Genomic DNA, 17,377 nt, shown 5'->3' with positions numbered 1-17,377 from the left:
TGCCAAAGTAAAAGCATTTAGAAGTCAATTTAGAGGAGTACGAAAAGTAGATTTTTTCTTATTCAGATTATGCAATCTTTTTGCGTAATCCCCAACTTTTGCGTTTGATCCGACAGTTTTAGATTATCTCTCTTTATTCTAACGTTAGGCCTCTTAATCCTTTGGCTTATGGATATGAGGTTTCAAGTCAGGATGCTTTGGCTGATTTGGTGGATTAACTCGTCTTCTTTCATCTGGCTTCCCATCTGGTTTGTTAGGCTTCGGACCTGGTTTAATTGCTTGGATTTGTTCCATAATAAATATTTTAAATTAAATGTTGTTTTCTACAAAACTCACCTTAAGTCTATGTATTACAAACAAATAACACCAATAAAACTATTATGCTAATACGGAAAACCATAATCAACGAATAAATTTTACAATTCAATCCTATCTATTAAATAAATGACGAAACTTTTTTTTAGTTTCTTCCATAACATCTTCATGAGTATGAACTCTTCCATTTGCAACATCTTCTAAAGCTTCATCAATGGCTTTTTTTACAACTTCACTAATCTCACATTTTTTAAAACTGTCTTCACAACCTTTTTTATTAACTTTTTTCACAATCATCTTTTTCACAATAATTCGCTTTCCATCACAGATCAAATACTACAATAAGACAATATTCCCTTCTATTCCAAAACCCACTAAATTATTCGAATCAAGCATTTTATATTAAAATAATTTCGCTATGTTTGTAAGTGTAAAACAAACACTTAACTATGAAAAAACTATTATTACTAACCATTTTTGGAATATTTACCAATTCCTTTGCTCAAAAAAAACCAAATTCATTTTTCACAAATTCTGAGAAGACTATAAAAGTAGACTTCGATATGAATGCGAAAAATACTCCAACCTATTCCATTTCTTATAATGGAAAACCCGTCCTAAATGCTTCTGAATTGGGAATTATCCGCGAAGACGCTAATTTCTATTCTGATTTAAAGGTGATTAAAATCTCTGACGCTAAAAAAGTAACTGACCACTACTCGATGCTTCAGGGAAAACGAAAAGATATTTCTTATTCAGCAAATCAATATATAGTAAGCCTTCAAAATACTAAAGGTGAATCAATGGAAATTATTTTCAAACTTTCAAAAGATGGCGTTGCACTTCGATACAACTTTCCTTCAACTTCAAAAGAATTGAAAAGAATCGTTGAAGAAAAAACAACTTATAATTTTGATACTTCGGCGAAAGCCTGGTTGCAACCCATGTCGAAAGCTAAAACAGGCTGGAAAGAAACGAATCCTGCTTACGAAGAACATTATGCAATGGGCGTGCCTTTGAACACAAAACCTGCATTTGGCGAAGGCTGGGTTTATCCGGCTCTCTTTGAAACGAATAACAATTGGGTTTTGATTACCGAAACTGGCTTACACAATAAATATTGCGGAACACGATTGGTTTATAACGAAAGTGCAAAAGCAATGCAGGTGACTTTTCCTCAAAAGGAAGAAATTTTCCCAAATGGCGCTTTGAATCCGGAATCTCAATTGCCCTGGATTACTCCTTGGCGCATTATTACAATTGGTTCATTAAACACAATTACAGAAAGCACTTTAGGAACTGACTTAGCTGATCCTGCTATAAAAATGGATACTTCTTTTATCAAAAGCGGACTTTCGTCATGGAGCTGGGTGTTATTAAAAGACGATTCTGTAAACTATGAAACCACGCATCAGTTTATTGAATATGCATCGAAAATGAACTGGCCGTATTGCCTCATTGATGCGGATTGGGATACGAGAATCGGTGACGAAAAAATGAAGGAATTAGTGGCTTTTGGAAAAACTAAAAATGTAAAATTATTGGTTTGGTACAATTCATCGGGTTCATGGAATAGTACCGAATATCATCCAAAGAATAAATTATTGACGCATGAAGCTAGGGCTTTTGAGTTTAAAAGAATGAACGATTTAGGTATTGCGGGAATTAAGGTTGACTTCTTTGGCGGCGACGGACAATCGATGATTGCGTATTATCATGATATGCTAAAAGATGCTGCCGATTATAAATTGATGATTAATCTTCATGGTGCAACTTTACCGCGCGGATGGCAACGTACGTATCCAAATTTACTGACTACAGAAGCTGTGAAAGGATATGAATATATTACATTCGACCAAAAAATTGCCGATTTAGAGCCAAGTCATTGTACCATGTTGCCCTTTGCCAGAAATGTTTTTGATCCAATGGATTTCACTCCAATGGCATTAGATAAGATTCCGAATATCAATCGAAAAACAACTCCAGCTTTTGAATTGGCTTTGCCGGTTTTGTTCTTATCGGGTATTCAGCATATTGCTGAAATCCCAGAAGGAATGGCCAAAATGCCTGCTTATGTTGTTGATTATTTAAAAGATATTCCAACGAATTGGGACGACTCAAAATTCATTGCAGGTTTTCCGGGGAAATATATTGTAATGGCGAGAAGAAGCGGAAACACCTGGCATATTGTGGGAATTAATGGAGAAAATTCTCCAAAGGAAATTGAACTTGATTTGTCTTTTGTAAAGAATCAAAAAGGATTTATTATTCTGGAAGATGAAAAAGGTTTTAAACAAGAATCTATTTCTAAAAATCAAAAACTGACCGTAAAAATGAAACCTACTGGTGGGTTTGTGGTTAAGATATAAATTCCAATATTTTAAAATTCCAAATTCCAATGATGTTAGCTATCTATTGGAATTTGGATTTTTTTTGTTTTGGAATTTAATTTATATTTCACAATTTGCATTGTGCGAAACAGGAAAATTGCACGAATTAGCAATAAAGCATAATTGATTTGCCTTTTTATGAAGTTCTATTGCTAACTCAACTTTATCATGATTTGAAATCTTAACTTTCGGATTTAATCGAACTTCTATAAAACGCCCGCTTCCGTCAGGAGAAACTTCTAATGTTGCTTCGGCATGGTCTGAGTATTCGAGAACTTCTATTCCGTTCTGAGAGCAGACATATAAATAGGACATCATGTGACACGAAACCAAACTGCTCAACAACAAATCTTCGGGATTGTATAATTCCGGATCACCTTTGAATGCTTTTGCTGCTGAAACATTTAAAATTGGTTTTCCTTCGATTTTAATTTGATGACTTTTACTGTAAAATCTCTTTGCTGAATCTATTGCATCTTGATTGGAAGTCCATTTTACTTCTGCTTTGAATAGGTGTTTCATTTACATTTTGTTTGCTTTAGCTAAATTAAGATTTTTATACATTGCAAATGAATTAATCGCGCAAAGGCGCAGAGGCGCAAAGTTTAAACACAATCTTGTCATTTCGACGAAGGAGAAATCACACACGAAACTCCGCACAAAAAAGCCTTCAATCTTTATCGAGCAACTAGTGTGATTTCTCCTTCGTCGAAATGACAAAAATTCGTGCTAATTCGTAAAATTCGTGGCAAACTTATCCCATAAAAAACCCCGAAAGCATAACTTTCGAGGTTTCTTAGAGAATTACTGAACTATTAAACAAATTCTAAAACTATTTCTTTACTGAGAATTTAAAAGTAGTTTTAGTTTTATAATTTTCTCCCGGGTTTAAAACCGTTGTTGGGAAGTTTTTCTGATTTGGAGAATCCGGATAATGTTCTGTTTCTAAACAAAGACCCGTTCTATGACCGTACATTCCACCTTTGGGAGTTGGTAAAGTTCCGTCAAGGAAATTTCCGGAGTAAAACTGAATTCCAGGTTCATCTGTTGTCATTTCCAAAACTCTACCGCTTGCTGCGTGGTATACTTTTGCGATGATTGTTTTTCCTTTTTCAGGATTGTTCAATACCCAGCAATGGTCGTATCCTTTTCCTCTTTCTAATTGTTCGTTTTTAACCTCGATGTCTTTTCCAATTAATTTTGCTTTTCTAAAATCGAAAGGTGTATTGGCAACATCTTCTAATTTTCCTGTTGGAATAAGAGTTGCATCAACCGGAACTAATTTATCAGCATTTAAAGTCAATTCGTGATCTAAGATTGTTTTTGTAAAATCTCCTGATAAATTAAAATACGAATGCTGAGTCAAATTCACAACCGTTTTCTTATCTGTTGTTGCTTCGTAAAGAACTTCTAACTGATTGTCATTTGTTAATGTATAGGTTACAAAAACTTGTAAGTTTCCCGGATAACCTTCTTCCATATCTTTGCTTAAATAAGATAATTTTAATGTAGCTTCTGCTCCGGATTTTGCTTCTTCAGCTTTCCATACAACATTAAAATATCCTTGCGGTCCGCCATGCAACGCATTTGGTGCATTATTGATTGCTAACTGATATTGTTTTTCATCTAATGTAAACTTTCCTTTCGCAATTCTGTTTCCATATCTTCCGATCAAAGCTCCAAAGAATGGATTTTCTTTCTCGTATTGTGCCAAAGAATTAAATCCAATTACTACATTTTCAGAAACTCCTTCTTTATTAGGCACCTTCAAATCTGTAATTCTTCCTCCAAAAGTGATGATGTCAACTTCCATCCCATTTTGGTTTTTCAGTTTATAACTGTCGACTTTTTCTCCCTTGGCAGTAGTTCCGTAAGCAGATTTTTCGATTGTAACTGTCACTTTTTCATCTGAAGAAACTGTTGTAGCATCCATTTTTTTATCGTTTTTGCATTGAACTGAAATTGCTGCCAAACTCAACAAGCTAATTCCAAAAACACAGCGTTTTAATACATTCATAAATAATAGTTTTAAATATTGTAAAAAGTAAAATGTGAAAAATTTAAAAGTAATAAAAAAACTTAGAACCTTAGCAACTCAGAATCTTAGCAACTTTAAAAAATTAAAGACCGTGTTGAAACAAATGATAATAAGCTTCATTAGCATTAATCTTATCTTTGAAGTCTCTAACGGTAGTTTTCTCATCAATAACCAATAATTCGATTCCTGCGATATCCGCGAAATCTTCCATATATTCTGTTGTGATGGCCTGACTGTAAACGGTGTGATGTGCTCCTCCTGCTAAAATCCATGCTGTTGCTGCGATATCAAGGTTTGGTTTACAATCCCATAAAACTCTGGCTACCGGCAATTTTGGTAAATCTGCTAAAGGTTTTATTGCTTCAACTTCATTCACGATCAAACGGAAACGGTTCCCCATATCTACCAAAGAAACATTGATTGCTGCTCCGGCAGGCGAATTAAACACCAAACGTGCAGGATCTTCTTTTCCGCCAATTCCTAACGGATGTACTTCGCATGAAGGTTTTGCCTCTGCAATAGACGGGCAAATTTCTAACATGTGAGATCCTAAAACATACGATTTTTGTGGTGTAAAATGATAGGTGTAATCTTCCATGAAAGACGTTCCTCCTTCAAGACCAACGTTCATAACTTTTAATGCACGAACCATTGCTGCTGTCTTCCAGTCGCCTTCGCCACCAAAACCATAACCGTCGGCCATTAATCTTTGTGTTGCAATTCCTGGCAATTGTTTCCAAACTCCAAGATTTTCAAACGTATCTGTAAAGGCTCCAAAACCTCCTTCTTCAAGGAAAGCTCTTAAACCTAATTCTATTTTTGCTGCTTCTACTAATGAACTTCTTTGCGCTCCGCCTTCTTTTAATGAATCGGTTAAAGAATAAGAAGATTCGTAAACTGCCAATAAATCATTTAATTGTTGCTCTGTAACTTTCTCGATATGTTTGGTAACATCTGATGAATCATAACCGTTAACAGACATTCCGAAACGAATCTGAGCTTCAACTTTATCACCTTCCGTTACGGCAACTTCACGCATATTGTCTCCAATACGGGCTACTTTTAAGTTTTGAAGTTCATCCCAACCCAAAGCTACTCTTGTCCAAACACCAAGTTTATTTAAAACACGTGGATCTTCCCAATGTCCAACAACCACTTTACGTTTTTTACGCATTCTGGACATGATAAAACCAAACTCACGATCTCCATGCGCCGATTGATTCAGATTCATGAAATCCATGTCGATTGTTCCCCACGGAATTTCGGCGTTGTATTGTGTATGCAAGTGGCATAATGGTTTCTTTAAAATACTTAAACCGCCAATCCACATTTTAGCCGGAGAGAACGTATGCATCCAGGCAACAAGACCAATACAGTTTTTAGCAGAGTTTGCTTCTAAACATAAATCCAGAATTTGCTTAGGCGATTTTAAAGTGTCTTTGCAAACAATTCTTACCGGAATGTGCGATGAAGCGTCTAAACCTTTTGCCATAATTGCAGCATGTTCTGCCACTAATTTTAATGTTTCCGGTCCGTATAATTCCTGGCTTCCTACTACAAACCAAACTTCTTTTTGAGATATATCTATCATTGTCTTTATTTGTTTATTTTGTTTCAAGTTTCAAGTTGTTGGAATCTGTAAATCTTGAATTGTTAATTTTTTGTTTCAGGTTTTCTTTGTTTCAAGTTTGCTTCGCCTGTTCGAGCAGAGCTCTCGAGTCAAGTTTTGAAATGTCGAAAATCTTTGTTATTTATCTTTTTGTTATTGTTATTTCAAGTTTTTCTTTGTTTCCCGTTTCGGGTTTCACGTTCCAACAACTTGAAACAAAGAAAAACCTGAAACCTGAAACAAAATTCCTTACTGTCCGTAATACGAGTCTTTTCCGTGTTTACGATTGTAATGTTTCTTTATTAAGGAATCTTTTAATCTTGGTGCGTTTGGGTTTATTTGTAAAGTCAGATAAGCCATTTCGGCAACGACTTCTAAAACTTTACTGTTGTACACTGCTTTTGCTGCATTTTTCCCCCAGGCAAATGGACCGTGATTTCCAATTAAAACCATTTCTACTTCTTCGTACGAAAGATTTTTTTCTTTAAAACAATCCAAAATCTGGATTCCTGTATTGTGTTCGTAGTTTCCTTCGATAAGTGAATCTGCCATCGGTGGCGCACACGGAATATCAGCTGTTAAATGATCGGCATGCGTGGTCCCAAAGATTGGAATATCTCGTTGCGATTGCGACCAGGCAACTGAATACGTTGCGTGTGTGTGTGCAACGCCTCCAATATTTGGCCAGTTTTTATATAAATAAGCATGCGTTTTAGTGTCTGAAGACGGACGCATAGAACCTTCGATAATATTATTATCAAAATCGACAATTACGATATCTTCCGGTTTTAAATCTTCGTACGGAACACCGCTTGGTTTTATAGCAAAAACACCATTTTTTCTATCAACCGCACTTACATTCCCAAAAGTATACACAACCAAATTCAATGCGTTTAATTGCATATTGGCTTCGTAACATTCTTGTTTTAAATCTTTATAAAGAGAACTCATGTTTTGCTATTTTTATGGTTGGATCTTCAAAAGCACTTAACTGATCGTACGCCAGCAATAATTTGTGATATGCTGCTACTTTATCTAATTGAGGAAAATATTCTCCGTCAAAATCACTTCCTATTTTTTGGCTTGCTTCAATTACATTAGGGTAAATTCCGGCTGCAACTGCTGCATAAATCGCTGCTCCTAAAGCTGGAGTCTGATCTGAAGCTGCAATTTTAATTGGCTTGTTTAAAACGTTAGCCAAAGTCTGCATGATAAAAGGTGATTTTCTGGCAACACCACCAATCCCGATAACGCTGTCAATTTTTACTCCTTCTTCTTCAAAACGATCTACAATTTTCTTTGCTCCAAAACAGATAGCATTTACTAAAGCTTTAAAAATATGTGGTGCTTTTGTTCCTAATGATAAATTCGAAATTGCGCTTTTTAATTCTTGGTTTGCATCTGGAGTTCTGCGTCCGTTGATCCAGTCCAATGCAATTGGAAGAGAATCTGAAACCGGAATTTTCTCCGCTTCTTTCGTTAATTCTACAATTAATTTATCGCTGAATTCTTCTCTTAATTGTTCTTTTTGAGCATCATTTAAAACTGTTGAAGCAGTCAATAAATGATCTGTTGGCCAAAGCAATAATTCTTTGTACCAAGCCAATAAATCTCCAAAAGCAGATTGTCCGGCTTCTAAACCAATAAATCCGGGAATTACAGATCCGTCCACTTGTCCGCAGATTCCACGAACCGTTTTTGTACCAACTTCATCATAAGAACCAACCAAAATATCGCAGGTTGAAGTTCCCATAACGCGAACCAAAGTATTCTCGCCAATTTTTGCTCCAACAGCTCCTGAATGTGCATCAAAAGTTCCCACGGCTACAACTGTCTCTGAAGAAAGTCCTAAACGATCTGCCCATTCTTTGCTTAAATTTCCGGCAACAACATCAGAGGTATACGTTTCATCATATAAATTCCCACGAAGTGTTGCTAAATATGGATGCAGTTTTCCTAAAAATTCTACTGGTGGCAAACCATTCCAGTCTTCGTGCCACATTGCTTTGTGACCCGCGGCGCAACGGCTTCTTTTAAAGGTTTTTAAATCTTTATCTTCAATTAATAAATAAGTCATTAAATCGCAATGCTCCATCCAGGTGTGCGCTGCATTTCGAACGGCTTCATCTTCTCTGGCAATGTGCAAGATTTTTGCCCAAAACCATTCTGATGAATAAATCCCGCCTACATATTTGGTTACGTTTTTTCCGCCCCAGCTTACTGCCAATTCGTTGATCTCGTTTGCTTCATTTATGGATGTATGGTCCTTCCACAATACCATCATCGCATTTGGATTTTCCTCAAAATCTTTTGTTAAGGCCAACGGAATTCCGTCTTTCGTAACAGGAACTGGAGAAGATCCGGTCGTATCAATGCAAATTCCGCGTACTTGTGAAGGATCAACTTTACTTTCTTTTATAACGGTTTGAATCGTGATTTCTAATCCTTCAATATGATCTAATGGATGTTGACGAAATTGATTTATAGATGCGTCACAATATTGCTTGTTTTTCCATCTTTTATAATGAGAAACATTTGATGCCAGCTCTTGCCCATTTTCAGTATCTATTAGCATCGCCCGAACAGAATCTGTTCCGTAGTCCAATCCTATAACGTAATTTTTCATTGAATTCATTTTTTAATAATGACAAATATAAATATAATTATTTTATAAGTGTATAAAAAACACTTAACAAAAACAGCTGTTGTAATTTTTACAAATAATGCATCAAAACAGCGCTTTAGCATCAAAACAGAAAACAAACGTTGATTTTACATTTATTATGTTGCGATTATTTCATCTTTATCTTCAAAACGGTAACTGAGTATGCCGGAAAATCATACTGCACTTTACTTCCGTTTACCTTAAACTCAGTTTCTTTTGGGCTAATTTTGATTGGAGACTCAAAAGAATTTTCATCATTTATTCCGTCTCCTTTTAAAGTTATCGCTGTTCCTTTTGAATTTAATTTGGCTCCTTTTACATCAATTGAAGCATTTTGTGCCGATGCAGAAGCATTTACAATTTTCAGGATTACTTCCTTAGAGTCAATATCTTTTACTGCTGATGCAAACAAATCGTTTTGTCCTGTAACTGCTTTTCCGTCTTTTGTAATATTGATTAAATCAGTTCCTTTATTGTTAGAGAATAATTTCTGAACATAATAATTGGGCGTTCCATAAGATTGCAAATTGTTGAACCAAATCATGTCCGGTGTCCATTGCCATCCTTCAACATGAGCCAAAAGTGGTGCGTAAGAAGTCAGGTGCACTACCTCAGCATTACGTTCCATTCCCGTCATAAAAGCCGCTTCAGAGAAAGCACATTCCCAGTTATTTTTATTGTCCGGACTTGCAATTGCTACACTTTGCGCTGCATATTCTCCTGCAAAAATCTTTGGTCCTTTACGATCGTAATTATCGTAACGTGTTACATTTTTACGAAACCATGCCGGATCTTTATAATAATGTTCATCAACGATTTCTGCGTTCAGTTTTTTAAGTTCGGTCATACCGTAATCAAAATAATCTCCATCAGGATAAGGTCCAGTTCCGGAAACGATTATGATGTTTGGATATTTTGCTTTGATGGCTTTTTGAAACACTTTGAAACGCTCGATATAATCAGGTCCCCATTGCTCATTTCCAACTCCGATATGTTTTAAGTTGAATGGTTTTGGATGTCCCATATCAGCTCTGACTTTCCCCCAGGCAGTAGTTTGATCGCCATTTGCAAATTCAATTAAGTCTAAAGCATCTTGTACATAAGGATCGATTTGATCCATTGGAACCAATTCTCCTGTGTTGAATTGACACGCCATTCCGCAGCTTAAAATAGGTAACGGCGCAGCTCCAATATCTTCTGAAAGTTGGAAATATTCGAAGAATCCTAAACCAAAACTCTGGAAATAATCCGGCGCCAATTTATGTGCAAACTCGGTATTCCAACGGTTGATCATCGTTTCTCTGTCTTCTACATTTCCAATTGATTTTTTCCATTGGTAACGCAACGCCAGTGTTTTTCCTTCTACAATACATCCGCCCGGAAAACGTAAAAATCCTGGTTTCAAATCGTATAATAATTGTACTAAATCAGCACGCATTCCGTTTTTTCTGCCTTTCCAGGTATCTTCCGGAAATAACGAAATAGCATCTAAATCAATAACTCCGCTTCCTTGAAAAGTGATTCTGATTTGTGCTTTTGCTTCGGTTGCAGTTGCGGTTAATTGTGCAGTATAATTTGTCCATTCTTTTGATGTTGGCGTGATTGAAGTTTCTCCTAAAACCTTTTTGTTTTTATCAATGAATTGGATTTTTATCTTAGAAATATCTCCTGAAATTTTTGAAGCTTTCAAGGATAAATTATATTTCAAATCTTTCTTGATTCCCATTCCTCTGAAACCTTCGTTGATCATTTCATAACCGTTTGCATCGTTGATTGTAACACGGCAATAATTATGATTGGTTCCTTTTTGCGAATACTGAATAATATTGGCGATTCCGGATTGAAGGTTTAATTTGTGGCGGTCGCTGTTGGGTTCGTTCCATCCCATCATAGGCGTTTCGAATTCGAATGATCTGTTTTTGATCATTTCGGCATACAAACCTCCATCGGCAGCAAAATTGATATCTTCAAAAAAGACTCCATACATCGTTGGCTGAATTTTGGTAACTGATTTTGCAGCGTCTACCTGAAGGTTATTTTTTTGTGCCGAAGCATAAAAGCCATTCAGCAATAAACCACAAAGGGTAATTTTGGTAATTAAATTGGACTTCATTTTTATTTTGTTTGTGTTTTAATGGCACGCGGATTATACTGATTCACTAAAGTGAAAACGCGGATAAAAACGGATTTTTATTTTTGTTTCACGCAGATTTTTGCAGATCTGAGCAGATTTTTTTTAATCTTTTTAATTCTTTATTCTGATTGTGCCTGACGGATTGAAATCCGTCTCTACAATATAAATCGTTCCTCCGGAACTTTTTTAAATCTTTTTTAATCCTATTATCTACGGTATTATCTTTCTTCTTGCCTCTTTGTTCCATTTTCTTTGTTCTATTCTCTTTAATCTCAATTCTTATAATCCAACCAAACTTTCATTTTTCCAACACCTCTATTCGACCAGCTGTAATAAGGTATTGCTTTGAATTTTGAATTTTCGATGACGTTTACGCCTTGCAATAAATTCGGTTCTTTTTTTACTGTGAAAGTATCTTTGGCGGCTACATCTATTTTATCAAAATTGGTTTTGTTGTCGATTTCTTCTACGGCGTAAACGATCGGTCCGTATTCTAAAGAGACTTTGTTTTTATTAGATTCTACTTTCGCGTTTGTTTCTACTTCCTGAACTTCCATTTGGAAATTAAGATTGATTTTATCACCTTTTTTCCAATTTCTGGTAATGGTGAGATAACCGTCTTGTGGCTGAATCGCCAATGTTTCTCCGTTCAGATTAATTGATACTTTTTGAGTAGAAGCTTTTTTATAAGTGTATAAATCGCCCGGCAAAACTTCATTTCTTGCCCAACCCGGAACTCTCAATTTGATCGTGAATTGGCTTTCTTTTTTCGGGTTAACCGAGATTACTACTTTTCCATTCCAGGGATATCCTGTTTGTTGTGAAATCTCTAAATCGGTTTTTCCTAAAGTGAAAGAGGCGTTGTTTGAAGCGTATAAATTCACATATAATGCATCTTTTGATTTTGAATAAATCAATCCCGGAATCGATGGCACAAATCGAATTAAATTCGTTGGACAGCAAGAACAGTCAAACCAAGCCTGACGTGTGCAAGATCCTCTGTTTGATTTAAAAACACCATCAGATTCTAAGGCATTTGGATAGAAAAATTGTTTTCCGTTTAATGAAATTCCAGAGATTAATCCGTTGTACATCGTTCTTTCGATCACATCAAAATATTGTGATTTACCCGTTAAATTATGTAATCTGTGATTCCAATATACATCTCCAATGGCAGCGCAGGTTTCGTTGTAAGCGGTTAAATTTGGCAATTCATAATTTTCTCCAAAAGCTTCTCCGTCATGTCTTGAACCAATTCCGCCTGTGATGTACATTTTTTTGTTGACCATATTATCCCATAACTTATTTACGGCATCGGTATATCCCTGGTCTTTTGTCATGGCGGCGATATCTGTCATTCCTGCATACATATAAACGGCTCTTACGGCATGACCAACCACTTCATTCTGTTGTACGACCGGAATATGATCTTGTGCATATTCGCCATATAATTTGTGATTGTTTGGATTTCCGCGATTGTCCAAAAAGTATTTCGCCAGTTTTAGATAGTCTTCTTTTCCTGTAATTTGGTATAATTTGATCAAGCCCGTTTCTACAATCTGATGCCCTGGAACGCCTTTTACCTGACCTGGTTTGTCGCCAAAAGTTTTTACTAATAAATCTGCATTTTTGATCGCAATGTCAAGGAAATTTCTTTTTCCGGTTGCTTCATAATGCACGACGGCAGCTTCAATCAAATGTCCTGAATTATAGCATTCGTGACTGATTTGTAATGATTCCCAACGTTTTCCCTCGATTACGGGAACCCACGGCGCTGGTGGTTTTGCCGGATTTATAGTTCTCCAGGTTGTTAGGTAACCGTCTTTTTCCTGACCAATTTTTACAATGGCAATTAAGGAATCCAATACTTTTTCAAGTTTTGGGTTTGGCGCACTGATCAAAGTATTCGATGCTCCTTCGATAATCTTGTAAACATCCGTATCGTCAAAAGGCATTTCCCCTCTGACTTCTCCTGTTTTTTGTTTTCCTGCGATTAAAAAATTCTCGAATCTCCCTTCTTCATTACATTTCTGAATGGCGTATGCAATCGTAATTTCCTGCACTCTTTTAATAATCGGCAACCAAAAAGAATCTGTCAGTTTTACATTTTGAATGTTGACCGGTTCAATTTCGTAACCCGCTTTTAATGCTGAAGTTTTGCTCGATTGCACTACATCATTCTTCGTTTCTTTACAGGAAACAAAAATTATAAGCGATAGAAAAATCGTTAAAATTGGAAAAGTATATTTTTTCATTATATTGTTATTCTATTTTAAAACGGGCCATAAATCATTGTCCCAAACCATTTCTTTAACTATTAATCTTGGCACTCCATTGGTTTTCTTTTCGTAAGCGTGGTAAAAAATATAATCTTTTCCATCAAATGTATAAGCGCTGTTATGGCCTACGCCAAAGTAATTTTCATCACCCTGAACTACAATACTTCCTCCGCCTTCGTTTAGTGATTTTCCATTTTTATCGACATAAGGTCCTGTTACGTTTTTAGATCTTCCAACAACGACTTTATAGGTGCTTTTTTCTCCGCGACAGCATAAATCCCAAGAAATAAATTGATAATAATAGCCGTTTTTCCTGAAGATAAAAGGAGCTTCAATTGCGCCATCGCCCGGATCTGAATCCGCTAATTCGAAGGTTCTTTTGCGTTTTGCAATCGTATGCCATTCTTGTGGCTGTGCGATTGATTTTAAATCCGGATTTAGTTTTACCAATTTCAATCCTTCCCAAAAAGAACCGAATGATAACCACGGTGTATTGTTTTCGTCGAAGATTAAATTAGGATCGATGGCATTCCACATATCACGATTGGGTTGCGATTGAATCACAATTCCCTGATCGACCCATTTGTAATTTTTATCTTTTGGATCTAAAGTTATATTGGTCGCCACGCCAATCGCCGATGTATTTTTGGCGAAAGCCGAAACGGAATAATACAGATAATAAACCTTGTTGTGTAACGAAATATCCGGTGCCCAAATGTGATTTTTGAAATCGGCTGCAACGCCATCTGCCCAAACTGGTTTGTCTTTGAAAACTTGTGGCTCGGGATTCCAGTTTTTTAAATCTTTAGAACTGAAAACACTGATTCCGTTACCGGTACAATACAAATAGTAAGTGTCTTTTTGTTTGATGACAACAGGATCGTGCACTACTATTTCCTGCGCAAATGAGAGTGAACCAATCAATAAGATTAGAATAAAAAATGTCTGTTTTATGTTTTTATAAACCATATAAGTGATATAAGTAAATTTAAATTTTGCGCTGACTTGAAACTTTTTAAATCATATAAGAAAACTGGAAACTGCGACTGAAAACTTTTTCTATTCTGAAAACTGCGACTGAAAACTATTTACTGAATTCCTTCAGAAGTCATCACTACTCGTTTCATTGTTCCATCTTTATTGTAATACAATTTATCGACACAAACAGATCTTCTGAAACTTCCTCCGTTTGGAATTGACGCTCCATTGTGATAAATAAAATACGATTGTCCTTTAAAATCTATAATTGCTTGATGATTAGTGTTGCTGTTTCCTGCTAATTCATTCAAGATTCCTTTAAATTCCCACGGACCATTAATGGATTTACTCATCGCATAAGCTATTTTTTCAGGAAACTCATAAGCGTATGATAAATAATACCAGTCTTTATGTTTGTGAATCCAAGGCGCTTCGGTAAAGTGAGGTAGATCGATGTGCTGAATTGCCCCGTCTAATTCCAGCATATTGTCTTTTAATTTTGCGTAATGACACGCGGTATTTCCCCAAAACAAATAGGCTTGTCCATCGGTATCGATATAAACCGTTGGATCGATATCGTCCCAGCTTATATTGGCAAATTTGGTCATGTCATTTGTAATCAAGGCTTTTCCTAAAGCATCTTTAAAAGGCCCTGTTGGACTATCCGAAACTGCAATTCCAATGGCTTTTCCGGGTACTGAACCATGCTCAACCGTTACATACCAATAGAATTTTCCGTTTCTTTCAATTACTTGCGAAGCCCATGCGTCACCTTTTGCCCATGCAAAATCAGATGCTTTTAAAGGCACCGGATGCGATTCCCATTTTTTCATATCTGATGAAGAATAGACTACCCATTCGTTCATTTTATAGAAGTTGAAATCGTTTGGCGCTTCGTCATGACCAGCGTATAAATAAACTTTGTCTTTGTAAACCAATGCCGCAGGATCGCCTGTGTATTGATCTTTGATGATCGGGTTATTGAATTTTTTGGGATCGATTTGAGTTTTATTAGATTGTGCCTGAACTACTGGAAAGCAGGCAAGCAAAACTAAAAGCGACAGGCTTGTAATTGTATTTTTCATTATGATTTATTTACACATTATTTTTTCACGCAGATTTTTATTTTTTAAGTCATGATAAATAAGTCCCGTCGGGGTGACATATTTGCAATTCTTGAGAAAAACTTATATATCGCTCCGCTGGAGCTAATAGAAACAACCTATTATATTCGCTATAAATATTACGCTCCGCTGGAGCTTTTAATACCCTAAACTACTTTCTTGAAATCTGTGGCTATTATTGAATGTTGGAATTTGGGATTTAAAAAATTGGAATTTTCTTAATTCATTTTCTTGCCCCAAACCGGTAATCCTGCTGATGTTAAACCGGAATAACTCAAAGTCACTTTTCTGGTGGCCAGTTCCCAATCCCAGGCATCAGATACATTGCATTTTACTCCGTTTACGGTTAGGATCTTTTTGGAGCTGTCATACGACCAAGCACCTGTAACATCTCCGCTTACTTTTTTATCGGCAGTTAAATAAACCGTAACGGCTTTCTGAATGACTTTGTATTGATAATTCATTGTTATTTGTTCCCAAGTTCCCACAAAACTAGCTTCTGTAATTGTTGTTGCCGGAACTCCGGCATAACGTTCTGCTTCTACAACCGGCCAACCATCTTCTGTCCATTGAATACCTCGAACGTGTCCCATCATTACAGCATTCGAAACTGCAATTCCCGGAACTCCTTCGGGCAAACGCGCTTGTGATGCATAATACCATTGTTTGGTATCAGGATTTTGGAAGATTCCACAATGTGAGATTCCTACCCAGCCTGTATGATTTTTAAAAGAATAAGGATGTGTCAACATTGGGAAACAATCTGCTCCTGATGTAATGCTGCTTCCGCTAATGGTTTGATAAGGTCCTAAAATGCTTTTTGAACGAGCTACACGTGTATTATAGGCAACAGATAATTCGTCATAAGCCAGAAATAAATAATAATATTGAGTCTCCGGATTGTAGATAATTTCGGGTCCTTCGAGTGCTTGCCAACGGTTTGAATTTACATTTCCGCGTCCTGCAATACGTGTTCCGTAATCGTCAATTGTTTTTAATTTATCCGGCTTTCCCGTTGTTGGATTCAGTTTTAAGGCTGCGATTCCGGAATGCCATGAACCGTAAATTAAATACTGATCGCCTTCAGGAGTTTGTATAAAACTTGGATCGATGGCGTTGAATTTAAAATAAGCATCCCAATCGTTTCCTCCGTTTCGAACGTAACTTTTTACACCGTCAGGTTCTGAGCAAACTACCATTCCCTTGTCTATCCAATTATTGGAAGCCAAATCATCTGTCTCGGCTAAGCCAATAAAAGCACGTTCTGTCCAGGAAGTATTGGTGTCTGTTCCCACAATTGGGTTTGTTACTACGATGCTGTAATACATTCTGTAGATATTACCCACTTTGCGAACACAAGGTGCCCAATATCCATAATTAGGGTTTGTAATGGCGGGCAATGCAGGAGACATTCTGGCTCTTTTATTGTTTAGGGAATCTTTTACCCAAGCCGGAGCTTCGGTCATGGATGATCCCATAAATTCCCAATTGATTAAATCTTTTGATCTTCTGTAAAAGAAATGACCGTGTCCGTCAGTTGCATTTCCATAAGAAGCATCGGTTTGATACATATAATAGTATTCACCACATTTTTCTACTGTTGGATCGTGCACGTTGGCTAAATTCCATTGTGCTTTACTTCCCCAACTTGAGATTGCGGTATAATTATCTGCGTAAGTTGGTCCGGGAAAAGCAGGCGGAACTACTACAACAGGTGGCTCAACAACCGGATCAGGATCTTTTGTAGGATCATCACTTGAACATCTTGTCAATGCAACTGCAATTAAAAAGAGCCCTCCTATATATGAAACTATTTCTAAAATGGAATTTGATTTTTTCATTTTT

The 17,377-nt window shown here is 36.4% G+C and carries 12 protein-coding genes; 1 reads left to right on the top strand and 11 read right to left on the bottom strand.

The features are described from left to right. Positions 1-429: 429 nt before the first annotated feature. Positions 430-606 (bottom strand): hypothetical protein, encoded by a 177-nt coding sequence (locus NJT12_RS06845; RefSeq protein ID WP_271335137.1) that lies wholly within the window; start codon positions 604-606, stop codon positions 430-432. Between the two features lie 158 nt (positions 607-764). Here NJT12_RS06845 and NJT12_RS06840 point away from each other — a divergent pair, with 158 nt between their 5' ends. Continuing rightward, positions 765-2,684 carry a glycoside hydrolase family 97 protein gene (locus NJT12_RS06840; protein ID WP_271335136.1) on the top strand — a complete coding sequence of 640 codons (1,920 nt, stop codon included), beginning with the start codon at positions 765-767 and terminating at the stop codon, positions 2,682-2,684. Positions 2,685-2,765: 81 nt separating this feature from the next. Here NJT12_RS06840 and NJT12_RS06835 read toward each other — a convergent pair whose 3' ends face one another. The 10 genes from NJT12_RS06835 to NJT12_RS06790 all read right to left on the bottom strand — a co-directional run bounded on the left by NJT12_RS06835 (position 2,766) and on the right by NJT12_RS06790 (position 17,373). Beyond that, positions 2,766-3,227 (bottom strand): OsmC family protein, encoded by a 462-nt coding sequence (locus NJT12_RS06835; protein WP_271335135.1) that lies wholly within the window; start codon positions 3,225-3,227, stop codon positions 2,766-2,768. 310 nt (positions 3,228-3,537) lie between these two features. Beyond that, on the bottom strand, positions 3,538-4,722 hold the full coding sequence (locus NJT12_RS06830) for an aldose epimerase family protein (RefSeq protein ID WP_271335134.1): 1,185 nt from the start codon (positions 4,720-4,722) through the stop codon (positions 3,538-3,540). A 103-nt stretch (positions 4,723-4,825) separates the two neighbouring features. Beyond that, positions 4,826-6,334: an L-arabinose isomerase gene (gene araA / locus NJT12_RS06825; protein WP_271335133.1), complete on the bottom strand. Its 1,509-nt coding sequence runs from the start codon at positions 6,332-6,334 to the stop codon at positions 4,826-4,828. Between the two features lie 267 nt (positions 6,335-6,601). After that, the gene (locus NJT12_RS06820; protein ID WP_271335132.1) at positions 6,602-7,303 is read right to left on the bottom strand and encodes an L-ribulose-5-phosphate 4-epimerase; all 702 of its coding nucleotides are present in this window, start codon (positions 7,301-7,303) and stop codon (positions 6,602-6,604) included. Next, positions 7,287-8,978 carry a ribulokinase gene (locus NJT12_RS06815; protein WP_271335131.1) on the bottom strand — a complete coding sequence of 564 codons (1,692 nt, stop codon included), beginning with the start codon at positions 8,976-8,978 and terminating at the stop codon, positions 7,287-7,289. The genes NJT12_RS06820 and NJT12_RS06815 overlap by 17 nt, the downstream gene beginning before the upstream one ends. A 166-nt stretch (positions 8,979-9,144) precedes the next feature. Then, entirely contained in the window at positions 9,145-11,130 is a 1,986-nt protein-coding gene (locus NJT12_RS06810; RefSeq protein WP_271335130.1) for an alpha-L-arabinofuranosidase C-terminal domain-containing protein, read from the bottom strand. 293 nt (positions 11,131-11,423) lie between these two features. Beyond that, on the bottom strand, positions 11,424-13,406 hold the full coding sequence (locus NJT12_RS06805) for a glycoside hydrolase family 127 protein (RefSeq protein WP_271335129.1): 1,983 nt from the start codon (positions 13,404-13,406) through the stop codon (positions 11,424-11,426). Positions 13,407-13,418: 12 nt separating this feature from the next. Next, positions 13,419-14,399 (bottom strand): arabinan endo-1,5-alpha-L-arabinosidase, encoded by a 981-nt coding sequence (locus NJT12_RS06800; RefSeq protein ID WP_271335128.1) that lies wholly within the window; start codon positions 14,397-14,399, stop codon positions 13,419-13,421. A 119-nt stretch (positions 14,400-14,518) separates the two neighbouring features. Continuing rightward, complete coding sequence (locus tag NJT12_RS06795) at positions 14,519-15,493, bottom strand: glycoside hydrolase family 43 protein (protein ID WP_271335127.1); 975 nt, start codon at positions 15,491-15,493, stop codon at positions 14,519-14,521. Positions 15,494-15,750: 257 nt separating this feature from the next. After that, positions 15,751-17,373, bottom strand: a complete 1,623-nt coding sequence (locus NJT12_RS06790) for an arabinan endo-1,5-alpha-L-arabinosidase (protein ID WP_271335126.1) — start codon at positions 17,371-17,373, stop codon at positions 15,751-15,753. Between the last annotated feature and the right edge of the window lie 4 nt (positions 17,374-17,377).

This window comes from Flavobacterium azizsancarii (assembly GCF_027980145.1).
Lineage (GTDB): Bacteria > Bacteroidota > Bacteroidia > Flavobacteriales > Flavobacteriaceae > Flavobacterium > Flavobacterium azizsancarii.
Note: the sequence above shows the minus strand (reverse complement) of the source record. Positions and strands in the feature narration are given on the sequence as shown.